This window comes from uncultured Pelagibacterium sp., assembly GCF_963972885.1.
GTDB classification, from domain to species: domain Bacteria; phylum Pseudomonadota; class Alphaproteobacteria; order Rhizobiales; family Devosiaceae; genus Pelagibacterium; species Pelagibacterium nitratireducens.
In genome coordinates, this window is record NZ_CAXAXY010000016.1 from 1 (window position 1) to 12,611 (window position 12,611).

Annotated in this window: 12 protein-coding genes; 11 read left to right on the top strand and 1 reads right to left on the bottom strand. The window is 61.3% G+C overall.

The genetic code is table 11. The features are described from left to right. The 10 genes from AACZ55_RS04610 to AACZ55_RS04655 form a co-directional block, all read left to right on the top strand. A partial coding sequence (locus AACZ55_RS04610) for a PLP-dependent aminotransferase family protein (protein WP_339643594.1) occupies positions 1–1,347 on the top strand: 1,347 nt, incomplete at its 5' end. Positions 1,348–1,417: 70 nt separating this feature from the next. Beyond that, positions 1,418–2,989: a methyl-accepting chemotaxis protein gene (locus AACZ55_RS04615; protein WP_339643597.1), complete on the top strand. Its 1,572-nt coding sequence runs from the start codon at positions 1,418–1,420 to the stop codon at positions 2,987–2,989. 42 nt (positions 2,990–3,031) lie between these two features. After that, positions 3,032–3,892, top strand: a complete 861-nt coding sequence (locus AACZ55_RS04620; RefSeq protein ID WP_339643600.1) for a protein-glutamate O-methyltransferase — start codon at positions 3,032–3,034, stop codon at positions 3,890–3,892. Then, positions 3,889–4,938: a chemotaxis response regulator protein-glutamate methylesterase gene (locus AACZ55_RS04625; RefSeq protein WP_338608920.1), complete on the top strand. Its 1,050-nt coding sequence runs from the start codon at positions 3,889–3,891 to the stop codon at positions 4,936–4,938. Before AACZ55_RS04620 ends, AACZ55_RS04625 begins: the two co-directional genes overlap by 4 nt. Before the next feature lie 91 nt (positions 4,939–5,029). After that, the gene (locus tag AACZ55_RS04630) at positions 5,030–5,419 is read left to right on the top strand and encodes a response regulator (RefSeq protein WP_014132207.1); all 390 of its coding nucleotides are present in this window, start codon (positions 5,030–5,032) and stop codon (positions 5,417–5,419) included. 117 nt (positions 5,420–5,536) lie between these two features. Further along, positions 5,537–5,905 carry a methylglyoxal synthase gene (locus tag AACZ55_RS04635; RefSeq protein WP_339643605.1) on the top strand — a complete coding sequence of 123 codons (369 nt, stop codon included), beginning with the start codon at positions 5,537–5,539 and terminating at the stop codon, positions 5,903–5,905. A 91-nt stretch (positions 5,906–5,996) separates the two neighbouring features. Then, on the top strand, positions 5,997–6,782 hold the full coding sequence (locus tag AACZ55_RS04640) for an ABC transporter ATP-binding protein (RefSeq protein ID WP_339643609.1): 786 nt from the start codon (positions 5,997–5,999) through the stop codon (positions 6,780–6,782). Then, positions 6,779–7,483 (top strand): ABC transporter ATP-binding protein, encoded by a 705-nt coding sequence (locus AACZ55_RS04645; protein WP_338608923.1) that lies wholly within the window; start codon positions 6,779–6,781, stop codon positions 7,481–7,483. The genes AACZ55_RS04640 and AACZ55_RS04645 overlap by 4 nt, the downstream gene beginning before the upstream one ends. An 18-nt stretch (positions 7,484–7,501) precedes the next feature. Next, the gene (locus AACZ55_RS04650) at positions 7,502–8,500 is read left to right on the top strand and encodes a branched-chain amino acid ABC transporter permease (RefSeq protein ID WP_339643613.1); all 999 of its coding nucleotides are present in this window, start codon (positions 7,502–7,504) and stop codon (positions 8,498–8,500) included. Continuing rightward, a complete protein-coding gene (locus AACZ55_RS04655) occupies positions 8,497–9,780 on the top strand; it encodes a branched-chain amino acid ABC transporter permease (RefSeq protein ID WP_339643616.1) in 1,284 nt (427 codons plus the stop codon). The genes AACZ55_RS04650 and AACZ55_RS04655 overlap by 4 nt, the downstream gene beginning before the upstream one ends. Before the next feature lie 142 nt (positions 9,781–9,922). On the opposite strand, the gene AACZ55_RS04660 is transcribed toward AACZ55_RS04655, so the two are convergent. Then, a complete protein-coding gene (locus AACZ55_RS04660; RefSeq protein ID WP_339643619.1) occupies positions 9,923–11,131 on the bottom strand; it encodes an ABC transporter substrate-binding protein in 1,209 nt (402 codons plus the stop codon). A 256-nt stretch (positions 11,132–11,387) separates the two neighbouring features. Between AACZ55_RS04660 and AACZ55_RS04665 the strand changes: the two genes are divergently transcribed. Next, positions 11,388–12,449 carry a glycine betaine ABC transporter substrate-binding protein gene (locus AACZ55_RS04665; protein WP_339643622.1) on the top strand — a complete coding sequence of 354 codons (1,062 nt, stop codon included), beginning with the start codon at positions 11,388–11,390 and terminating at the stop codon, positions 12,447–12,449. Positions 12,450–12,611: the final 162 nt, after the last annotated feature.

The window sequence follows — 12,611 nt, forward strand, 5'->3', positions numbered from 1 at the left end:
CGGGTGGCCAGTCGGGTGCTGGTGGCTGGCGACCGGTTGCCTTCGATCCGGGCGCTGGCCGTCGAGATCGGCGTTTCCCCATCGACAGTGGTCGAGGCCTATGACCGGCTGGTGGCCGAAGGGGTTATCCGGGCGCTGCGGGGCTCGGGGTTTTATGTTTGCGCGACGGCGCTGCCACCCTTGGCGCTGGCCCAGGAGATCGCGCCCAAGGAACGCGACATCGACCCGTTCTGGGTGTCGCGGCAATCGCTTGACGCGGACCCCCAAGCGCTCAAGCCCGGTTGTGGCTGGCTGCCGGCGGACTGGATGCCCGCCGAGGCGATCCGCAAGGGCATGCGAGCCTTGGCCCGGAGCGGGGATGGCGCGCTTGTCGATTATGGTTCGACGCGCGGTTCGGTAGCGCTGCGGCGCATCATCAGCAGGCGGCTGGCGGCAGACGGCGTGGAGACGGCGCCCGACCAGCTCTTGCTCACTGCGTCGGGGACCAGCGCCATCGACCTGGTGTGCCGTTTCGTGCTGCGGCCAGGCGATACGGTTGTGGTGGACGATCCGTGCTATTTCAATTTCCGCGCGCTGCTGCGCGCTCACCAGGTGAAAGTCGTCGGGGTGCCCTATACGCCGATCGGGCCGGATATCGAGCGTTTCGAGGCGGTTCTGGCCGCCGAGCGGCCAAAACTCTATGTCACCAACAATGGCTTGCATAATCCGACGGGGGCGATGGTTTCGGCTCAAACCGCGCACAGGGTGCTGTCAGCCCTGACGGCTCATGACGTCACGATCATCGAAGACGATATCTTCGCCGATTTTGCGCCCGAGCCGGTGCCGCATCTGGCGGGTCTGGACGGGTTGGATCGGGTGGTGCGCATCGGAAGCTTTTCAAAGACGATTTCGGCTTCGTTGCGCTGCGGCTATATCGCGGCGCGCCCTGACTGGATCGAGGGGCTTATCGATCTCCAGATTGCCGCAGGGTTCGGCGGACCGAGCCCTGTGGCCGCCGAAGTCGTGGCCGGGGTTCTGGCCGGAGGCGGATATCGCCGCCATATCGAGGAGCTGCAGCGCAAGCTGGCACGGGCGCAGGGCGAAACGGCAGTCGCGTTGGGGCGCATAGGGATCGAGCCGTGGATCTTGCCACGGGGCGGATTCAACCTTTGGGGGCAATTGCCCGATGGGGTGGATTCAGCGCAGGTGGCGCGAACGGCCCTGGTGGACGCCGTCGTTGCGGCGCCGGGTAACGTCTACAGCGCGTCGGGAACCGCCGGGCGTTTCATGCGGTTTAATGTTGCGCAGTGCGGAGACCCGAAAATCTTCGCTGTGCTTGAAAGGGCGATACAGAGCCAGACGGGGTGAGGCGAAGACCTTCCCACAATCTTACCGCGAACGTGTCACGCTCACGAAGCGTTAACCATAGGCTTTTAGGGTGACGCGACGCATTCTTATTGTCGGCTGTCCATTGGCTCGAACCCGCCTCGTTACCGCATTGCTGGCGCTCTGGTCGGCGACCCTCGCGGTCTGCCTGTTTCTGGCCGTCAATTTTTCTTCTTTTTCATGGTGGCCGCTGGCGATCTCCGGGGTCTGGGTGGCGGCGATTGCGGTGAGTCTTGCTGTCGCAATCCTGGCTGACCGAGCGCAGCGCCGTGTGCTGTCAGCGTTGGGCGAGGCGGTGGGAAGCGGCCCGATCGGGAAAAGCCGTGAAATCGAGCATATGCGCGCCATCACCGCCAATATGTGCCTACGGCTCGAACGCGGCATGACCTATTGCACGGCATTCGAGACGCTCGCACGGCCGGCTATGTTGGTCGATGGACAGGGCGTTATCGTCAAGATGAGCGCCGGGCTGACGGCCCTGGCGCCCGAATGCGCCGAAACCGACACGGCTGCGGCTCTGTTGGGCATTGTGTTCGCGCTTGGGGATGAGCCGGCCGATTATGCCATCGCGCTTTCCGGTCAGCGCCATATGGCAACCGTCAGCGCGCTGGCCCCGGACCGCTGGCTGATCGAGATCGACCGGCCGGGCCGGGTGGTTCCAGCTCAAGTGCTCGACGAGATTGGGCAGGCGCTGGTCGGCGGGCATGTTGGCTACCGGATTGGCACCGACATCGTCGAGGACGTGCCCGAGTTCGACTTGGTCAACGCAGGGCTGGCAACGCTCGATGCGGCGGCGGCGCGGCTCGATGCGCTGGCGCAGGGCACCCCGATCACAGATGCGGGCGGCAATGACGGCCTCGCGGCGCGGATCACCGGGTTGGCGCGGCAGATCGAAGGCATCGATTCAGAACGCCAAGCAGCGCTCGACATGCACAGGCAAGCCCGCGAACGGCTCGAAAAGGTCGGCGCGCTTGTCGAAATCTGCCGCGAGGCAGCCCAAACCCTGACGCAGTCGGCCGATGATGCGCGCACCCATATTGAGACGGCACGGGGCGAGATCGATGCCGGTCGGTTGCTGGCCGGACGCACCGCTGAAGGGACCAAAGGAATCAGGGCAGATGTCGAGATCGCCATGGCGTCGGCCGAGGAGACTAGTGAGCGGGTGATGGCGGTGACCGGGCTGGTGGGCAAGATCGACAAGCTTGTCGCAGGGATCGAAGAGGTGGCGTTCCGTACCAATCTTTTAGCGCTCAACGCCGCCGTGGAAGCGGCGCGGGCCGGAGAGAAGGGCGCGGGGTTTGCCGTGGTGGCCAGCGAAGTGCGCGAGTTGGCTCAGGCGAGTGCCAAAACCTCCAAGGACATAAGGGCCCTGGTCAAGTCGGGGCTGGGGGAGGCCGATGCCGGGGTGCAAGGGGCGCGGGGGTTGGCGGAGACCATGGGTGTGGTCACAGCCCATTTACTGAATTTAAGTGAGGAAACGGCAATGATCGGGGCCAGTCTGGCAAGCGGGGACCAAGCGCTTGTGGCGGCAGGCGCCGATGTCGATCTGATCGGAGACAAGGCAAAACAACAGGCCGAGGCGCTCACCGCGCAGCCGGCGGGGCAATCTGCCGGCAGAGCCTAGCTTTTTCTGGGCGCAGACCGGCATCGGGGAGTCGGAACTTGTATGGATACTGGTGAATTTCCGCTTAGCGAAAAAGAATTTTCGCGAATCCGCGAGCGCGTCTATCGCGTGGCGGGGATTTCGCTTTCCGACGCCAAGCGCACGCTTGTGGTGTCGCGCTTGTCCAAGATCGTGCGCGGGCTCTCTTTGCCTGGGTTCGATGCCTATATCGATTTTCTCGAGATGCGGGGCCGGCCCGAGGACGATCAGGATTTCGTCAATGCACTGACCACCAATCTGACACGGTTCTTTCGCGAAGATCACCATTTCGATCATCTTGTCAGCCACGTGGCTGCGCTGATCGCCAGGCCGCGGCGCATGACAAAGGGCGGCAAGCCCCGCCTGCGCATCTGGTCAGCGGGATGTTCGACCGGGCAGGAGCCCTATACGATCGCGTTGAGCCTTCTGGCCGCGTTTCCTGAACTCAAGCGCTGGGATTTCCGTATCCTGGCCACCGATATCGATTCCAATGTCGTGGGCAAGGCGGCCAGAGGCATCTATCCGTCCACCGAACTCAACGGGCTCTCCGCGCAACGGGCGGCGCTTTTCGAAAAGGTCGACACGGGAGAAATCCGTATCCCGCGCGCCGCGCACGAGCTGGTCACCTTCAAGCTGCTCAACCTGATCGAGGCCTGGCCGGTCAGCGGTCCGTTCGACGCAATTTTCTGCAGGAATGTGGCAATTTATTTCGACAAGCCAACCCAAGGGGTGCTGTTTGATCGGCTCGGTCAGGTTCTGGCGCCCGACGGCTTTCTCTATATCGGCCACTCGGAAAACCTGCAGGCCGTTTCCAAGGGCTTCAAACTGGTCGGCAAGACTGTCTATCAACGCAAGGCAAATGCCGACGCAAAGGATGCAGCATGAGCAATATCAGGGTCCTCGTCGTCGACGATTCGGCGCTCATTCGGGACGTGCTTTCCAAAACGCTGGCGCAAGAGGGCGATATCACCGTGGTGGGCACCGCGCATGATCCGCTGGACGCGCGCGACAAGATCAAGGCGCTCAACCCCGATGTGGTGACGCTCGATATCGAAATGCCCAATATGAACGGGCTGGCCTTTTTGCAAAAGATCATGCGGCTGCGGCCACTGCCGGTGGTGATGGTTTCAACCCTGACCACCAAAGGGGCGTCCGAAACCATGCTGGCGCTGGAGCTCGGTGCCGTCGATTTTGTCGCCAAGCCCGGCACCGAGATGGCAGGAGGGCTGGAGGCATTCGGCGCAACGCTGCGTGAGAAGGTACGCTTTGCGGCGCAGTCGGACGTGCAGGCGCGGGCCCATCGCGCCCCAGCGCCCGATTTGCCGCTCAAGACGGCTGCGGCGCCCGAGGGGGCGCTTATTGCCATTGGCGCCTCCACCGGTGGTGTCGAGGCGATCCGGCAGGTGCTTTCATCCATTCCTTCCGATTGTCCACCAATCGTGATCGCCCAGCACATGCCCAAGGGGTTTACAGCGCGGTTCGCCGCCCGGCTCAACGAGCTCGTGCCGGTCAGGGTGATCGAGGCTGCCGACCGCATGGTGCTCGAGCGCGGGACAGCCTATGTCGCTCCGGGAGATTTTCACTTGCGGGTGGAAAAGACCTCGGGCCAGCTCAAATGCCGGGTGACCCAGGATGAGGTAACGTCGGGACACAGGCCGAGCGTGGACGTGCTTTTTTCATCCGCCGCCAAGGTGGTGGGCTCGATGGCCGTGGGGGCAATCCTGACGGGCATGGGGCGCGACGGCGCGTTGGGCATGAAAGCCATGCGCGAGGCGGGGGCGTTCACCATCGGGCAGTCGCAGGGATCGGCCCTGATCTACGGCATGCCCAAGGCAGCGTTCGAGATGGGTGCGGTGATCGAGGAAGCGCCGGTGGAAAAGATCGCCGGGCGGTTGGTTAGTGCACTCATGAAGCTCAAGGCTGCAGCTTGAGGCTTTGTATTGAGATTATTGTAACGCTTGTCCCCTAATTTCACAGGTTGACCATTCCGGAAGAAGACCGGGTATTGAAGGCGGAGAATCCATGCCAAAGGCCAGCGCTGTCAGCGTTCTCATTGTCGATGACCAGCAATCGATGCGGGGCATCTGCAAATACATCCTCACTCAGCTCGGGTTCAAGGACATCGTGGAGGCCAAGTCCGGCCGCGATGCGCTGACCAAGCTTGAAAAGACAAGTGTCGACCTCATCATTTCCGACTGGAACATGGATGATGTGGACGGGCTGACGCTGCTCAAGGTGATCCGCAAGCATCCGCGCACGCAAGGCATGCCCTTTATCATGGCCACGGGCCGCTCCGATAAGGAGCAGGTCAAGGAAGCCATCGAGAGTGGTGTGAACAACTACATCATCAAACCTTACGATGCCGGGACAATGAAGAAGCGCATCGAGGCGGTTATCGGCGCGCTGAGCTGAGCGACCGGATTATTTGCGTTTGCAGGGGCGTCCATCGGGGCGCCCTTTTGCATGCCGGGCTTGGCAAGGCGGCTATCGCATGGTTGAAGAGCAAAACGGGCAAGGACGGCAAGTGCCATGACCACAAAGACCATCGGGCTGGTAGCCCATGACGAAAAGAAGAACGACATGGTCGCCTTCGCGCTGGCGCACAAGGACCAGTTGAATGGGTTCACGCTGGTGGGCACCGGTACGACCGGCGGACGCGTGGCCCAGGAAACCGGGCTCGAGGTTCTGGCGCTGAAAAGCGGTCCGCTGGGCGGGGATGCGCAGATCGGGGCGATGATTGCCGAGGGACGGCTGGACGCGCTGATCTTTTTCATAGACCCGATGAGCGCGCTGCCGCACGATGTCGACGTCAAGGCGCTGACCCGGCTTGCGACGCTTTATGACATCCCGGTGGCCTACAACAAGTCCACAGCCGAAGCCGTGCTCAAAGCGCTTTGAGTTGACCGAATGGACCGCTTGTGAGCAGATGCCGCAATTCCAACGAATTTGACCTTTTGGTCCAACAATAATTCAGGGGCTGAGCATAGGCGTGGCGTTTGACGCGGTAATCGAGGTGCGTTCCGTTTCAAAACGGTTTGGCGGACTTTTGGCTGTTTCGAACTGTTCGCTCGAAGTCGAGCGCGGGTCGATCACCGGACTGATCGGGCCGAACGGGGCGGGCAAATCCACCCTGTTCAACATGGTGGCCGGCAATTTTGCGCCCACCAGCGGGCAGATCATCTTTGATGGGCAGGACATTACGGGGCTCAAGCCGCACGAGTTGTTCCGGCTGGGCATGTTGCGCACCTTCCAGATCGCGCATGAATTTTCCCAGATGACGGCGCTGGAGAATCTGATGATGGTTCCCGGCGATCAGCCGGGCGAGAGCCTTTCGACCCTGTGGTTCCAGCCGGGCAGGGCTGCGGCGCGCGAGGCGGAGGTGCGTCAGAAAGCACTCGATGTCATCGATTTTCTCAAACTCGGGCATGTGAAGAACGAGCTGGCGGGCAATCTTTCGGGCGGACAAAAAAAGCTGCTGGAGCTGGGCCGCACAATGATGGTGGACGCCAAGATCGTGCTGCTCGACGAGGTGGCAGCAGGGGTCAACAAGACCCTGCTCAACGATCTGGCCGCCAATATCGAGCGCATGAACAAAGAGCTCGGCTATACCTTCTTTGTCATCGAGCACGACATGGATCTGATCGCGCGGCTGTGCGACCCGGTGATCGTGATGGCGCAGGGCGAGGTGATCGCCAAGGGCAATATGGAAGAGCTGCGCGCCAACCCGATGATCGTCGAGGCCTATTTCGGTGGCCCGGTGGAGGCCGTGCAATGAGCCTTATCGATCTTAAGGACATCGTGGCCGGTTATGGCGGGGCGCCGATCCTCAATGGCGTCAATATGGCGATCGACGCGTCCGATATCGGAGTGATCGTTGGGCCGAACGGGGCGGGCAAATCGACCACTCTGAAGGCTATCTTCGGGCTTTTGACCGTTACGGGCGGGACCGTGACATTCGGTGGACAGGATGTGACCAATTTCGAGGCCGACCGGCTGGTGCCGATGGGGCTTTCGTTCGTGCCCCAGGAGCACAACGTCTTTACCTCAATGTCGGTACACGAGAATTTCGAGATGGGCGCCTTCGTGCGGCGCGACGACATCACCGAAAGTCTCGATATGGTCTATGAGATGTTTCCCGATCTCAAGGCCAAGCGCAAACAGCCGGCGGGCGAACTGTCGGGCGGACAGCGCCAGATGGTGGCCATGGGGCGGGCGCTGATGAGCCGGCCGAAACTGTTGATGCTCGATGAGCCATCGGCCGGGCTTTCGCCGCGCTACATGATGGAAATTTTCGAACAGGTGGTCAAGATCAACGCCGCGGGCGTTGGTATCCTGATGGTCGAGCAGAATGCGCGTCAGGCGCTGGCGTTCGCGACCAAGGGGTTCGTTCTGACCAGCGGACAGAACAGGTTCACCGGAACCGGGCAGGAATTGCTCGACGATCCGGATGTGGCCAAGAGCTTTCTTGGCGGGTGATCCGGAGCTGATGAAAGCATGAACGATCTTATCTTTTTCTTCAATCAGGCGCTGATCGGCGGGGTGGTGCTGGGCTCGGTCTATGCACTGGGCGCCGTGGGCGTGACGCTGATTTTCGGTATCCTGCGGTTTGCCCATTTCGCCCATGGCGACATGATGACCATGGGGGCGTTCATCACCTTTATCCTGGCCGGCGTTTTGACGGCGCTGGGGATCGTGACACCCATTCCGACCGGTGTGCTGGTGGTGCCGCTGGCCATGATGCTGGCGGCGGGGCTGGCGCTGGGGATCGACAAAGGGTTTTATGCGCCGCTTCGGGCCCGCGGGGCAAAACCGGTGACATTGCTGATCGCCTCTATCGGGGTCACCATGATGATCCAGGGGCTGATCCGGCTGTTTTTCGGGGTGGAGACGCGCTCGTTCTTCGATACCGAACCCAAGCAGATTTTCCGGATCGAATTGCCCTTCGAGGGGGTCACCCGGCCCATCACCTTTACAGAGCCGCAGGTCTGGCTGGTGGCTTCGACCGCTATCGCCGTGATTGCCCTGCACTACTTTCTCACCCGCTCGCGGTTAGGCAAGGGGATGCGGGCTATGGCCGACAATCCCGACCTGGCCAAGGTTTCAGGCATCAACACCAAGCTCGTCGTGCGGGTGACATGGGTGATTGCGGGTGCGCTGGCTTGCCTGGCGGGCACCATGCTGGCGCTCGATGTAACACTGAAACCCGATCTGGCCTTCAATATCGTGTTGCCGATCTTTGCAGCAGCCATCCTAGGCGGGTTGGGGCATGCCTATGGGGCAATTGCTGGCGGGTTCGTTCTGGGATTTGCGGAAACGCTGGCGGTGTTCAATTGGTCGGTTCTGCTACGCCCGTTCCGCGATGTCCTCTGGTTTGACATCCCCGCTTCGCTGACCCTGGTTCAGTCCGAATACAAACTCACCGTCGCCTTCGTGATCCTGGTCGTCGTGCTTCTGGTGCGGCCAACGGGAATCTTCAGGGGAGCCTCCACATGACCGCGCGCTATATCGGGCTGTTTGCAGCGCTGTTTGCGCTGATCGTTTTCGTGGGTGTGATGATGGGCACCCCGTTCACCGTGCGGCTGATGGTGGAGGCCTTCGCCTTTGCGCTGATCGCCATGGGGCTCAATATCCAGTGGGGCTTTGGCGGGCTGTTCAATTTCGGCATTCTGGGCATGCTGATGGTGGGCGGGTTTGCCGTCACCTTCATCTCCTTTCCGGTCAACGCGGCGTTCTGGGAATCCGAGGGCCCGATGCTGCTCGGGCGCACCGCAATCGCGGCGGCGATCGGGGCGATCATCATCTTTTTCGCCCATCGCGTGCAGCGGTTCGGAATAACGGGCAAATGGCGCGGGGCGGTGATCGTTGTCGCGTGGTTTGCCGCCTATGTTATCTTCCGTACGCAGATGGATCCGGTCGCCAACACTATCACCTCGACCGCCGGCTGGGTCGGTGGGCTGGGCCTGCCGGTGATCCTTGGCTGGGCCTTCGGGGGTATTCTGGCCGGGCTGATCGGGTTTCTGGTGGGGAAGGTCAGCCTTGGGCTGCGGGCCGATTATCTGGCGATTGCGACCATCGGGATTGCCGAAATTTTGCGGGCTGTGATCCGCAACATGGAATGGCTGACGCGCGGCACGCTAACGGTTTCGCCCATTCCCTGGCCGGTACCCAATCCGCAATACTATCAGGAGTTTGGTGTTTCGATCACCGACAGCTTTGTTTACGCGCGGGCCGGGTTTCTCGCGCTGGTGGTGGCTATCGTCATTGTGGCGCTGTTCTTGATCCACAGGGCGTATCAGGGGCCATGGGGTCGCATGATGCGGGCCATTCGTGACAATCACATCTCGTCGGCATCGATGGGCAAGGATGTAACGGGGCGGCAACTTGAGATTTTCATTTTCGGCTCGGTGCTCATGGGCATTGGCGGGGCGATCCTCGTTTCGTTCGTGGGCATCTATGACCCCTCGAGCTACCAGCCGATCAACCACACCTTCATCATCTGGGTGATGCTGATCGTGGGTGGAGCCGGCAACAATTTCGGGGCGCTTTTTGGCGGGCTGTTCATCTATGTCGTTTGGATGCTCTCCGAGCAGGTGGCGACGGGCCTGTTCGGTGCCCTGAGCAACTGGTCGTCCTCGATGGGCTGGGGCGAAATTCCCGACATCGAAACTCGTGCCGTACAGATGCGGATTTTCGTTCTGGGGCTGGTGGTGACCATTGCCCTGCGGTTTGCGCCCAAGGGGCTGTTGCCCGAGCATATCAAACGCAAAGACTAGAACGGCGTCCGGTTCGGGGGTCATGTGAGGGTCTCCGCCCCCTGGTCAAGCAACTGGGCAGGTCCTTTCTCCCCAAAGGGAAAGCAAAAAAGAAAAAGCCCGGGATCGCTCCCGGGCTTTTCGTATTGGGGTCCTGGTCGGCTTATTCGATGACGCCAACTTCGACGAACGAGCCGCCTTCGACGGTCATTTCGACGATGACGCCGTCAACATCGCCCGCATCATCAAAGTCCAGGTCGCCGCCGGCGCCCTGGTAGTCGATGTCGGTGCCGGCCGCGATCAGTTCCTTGGCCTTTTCCCATTCGCCCGGAAGGATGGTTTCGCCCGGAGCCGAGGAGACTTCGCGCAGGGCGGCGGAGAGGCCTTCCCGGTCAGCCGAGCCGTTCTTTTCGATGGCGAGGGCCAGAAGGAAGGCCGCATCGTAGGACTGGGGAGCGTAAACGTCGTTCGGGGTCAGCCCGGCGGCGGTGGCCAGATCGGCGTAAACCGTTGCGCTTTCGCCTTCGAACGCACCGGCGCGGGTGGCGATCATGCCTTCCACGCTGCCAGCATCGATACCGGTGAACAAGTCGTCGCCGACCATGCCGTCACCACCAACGTAGGTGACGAAGTTGCCCGATTCCAACGCCTGACGCAGCAGGGTCTGACCCGATGAATTGGCATAGGCGAGGACAACGAGGGTTTGGGCGCCCGAGGAGGCCAAATTGCCCAGCTCGGCGCGATAATCGGCCTTGCCGTCTTCATGGGCCAGGTTGGCTGCGATGGTGCCGCCCCCAGCTTCATAGGCCTCGGTGACAGCCGAAGCAAAGCCCGAACCATAGTCGTTGTTGACATAGGTCAGCGCAATTTCGGTGATGTCCTTGGACAAAAGCAGCTCGGCGAGCTTTTGGCCCTGGAAGGCATCGGAGGGGGTGGTGCGGAAGACAAGGTCGTTGTCTTCGAGCGTGGTCAGGGCCGGCGCAGTGGAGGCGGGCGAGATCATGACGACGCCACCGGGAATGGCGGCAGAATTGGCGCCACCTATGGTTTCACCGGTGCAAAGCCCGCCCACAATGGCGCTCACCTGGTCGGTGTTGACCAGACGGTCGGTCGCGTTGGCTGCGGCGGTCGCATCGCAGGCGCCGTCGGCCGAAACGATCGAGAACGTGCCGCCATCAAGTATGCCACCCTGATCGTTGACCTGCTGGACGGCCAGTTCGGCGCCGGCAAAGATCGGGGGCGCAAGGCTTTCAATGGGGCCAGTGAAGCCGCCCATAAAGCCGATCGTGACATCCTGTGCGACGGCGGGCGCCGCCATCGAAAGAACGCCTGCGGCGACCGCAAGGGTCAGAGATTTTTTGATATGACGCATGATATCCCTCAAGAGTTTGGTCGTGCCATGCCCCTCCCGTGCCGCATGGTGGTCAAAATCCCAGTGCGATCTTTTCGGTTCGGACAGCCCAACTGGAAAAAGGTCCACTCGCTGGACCCGCTCCAGACGGTACCATTGCACAGTTGCGTTTATGGAGTCATCAGGTTTTGGCACGAATTTTCTTGAGCCTACAGTTGCTTAACGGGTGGGCATTTGCCAGTTATGATCGTTGATCATTCAGGGAGGCAGGTGGCCGATGCGGATCAAGATGGCCCATGTCCTTGTGGCGGTGATCGGCTTTGTGCCGGCAACGGGGTATGGGCAGGTGCAAGTGCTCGATAGCTCGGGCGGAGCGGGCGAGGCAGCTCCTGCCAGCGCCGAATCCGCACCGCAACCGCCTTGCGGCAGCAGCGAGATCACCATTGCCGAAATGGGCTGGCCATCGGCGGCAATTCTGGCCAATATCCACGCGACGCTCTTGCGGGTCGAATATCAATGCGCAGTGCGGTTGGTGCCGGGGGAACCCGAAGCAACGCTGGCATCGATGGCGACCACGCAGCAACCGGCGGTGGCGCCCGAGTTGTGGGTCTCTCGACAGGCCGAGGTGTGGAACGGAGCCATGCAAGCGTCGAGTGCGCGGGCCGCGGCTTCCACCTTTACCGGTGGCGCGCTGGAGGCCTGGTTCGTACCCTCCTATGTTATGGAAAACAACAGCGGGCTGGCAGCCGCCGACGACATCATGGACCATTGGCAGGTGTTCGTTCCGGCAGGTGAAAGCCGGGCCGAACTTTATTCGTGTCCCGCCGACTGGGCTTGCGCGATCATCAACAGGAACATGGCCGCGGGGCTCGGGCTTGATGAACGATTCGATATCGTCGAGCCGCTCGACAGGTTCGCCATGGATGGGGCAATTACCGATGCGGTCAGCCAGCGCCAGCCGGTGCTGACCTATTACTGGCAACCCAACGCACTTATTGACCGGCTTGATCTCGTTCCGCTCGACATGGGCGGATTCGATGCGGGCAATGCCCAATGCATGGCCATTCGCGATTGCGTGCCATTCGGAGGATCGGGGTTTGCGCCCGACACCGTTGTGATTGCGGTGGCCGAATGGCTCTTTTCAGATACGCCCGATGTTGCCGATTATTTTGCGCGCGCCTCCATGCCGCTCGATGAAATGAACCGGCTTTTGGCCTGGCAAGCCGAGAACGATGCGAGTGCGGAAGCCGTGGCGCAGAATTTTCTGATCACTGGACGCGATGTATGGCAGGACTGGGTGGACGGGGCCGAATCGGAGGACGGTGCAACGGCGCCATAAGAAATCCCTAACCATGAGACCGGGTTTCAGAGCGTTGTCGCAGGACTGTCACATAATGGTCCGATGATGGTGGATTGCCGGAGTCTGTCAGTGGATTTCTGGCGCAAGTTATTGATTTCTTGGAAATATTTTTCGATATTCACCTTGCGTTAAAACGCGCTG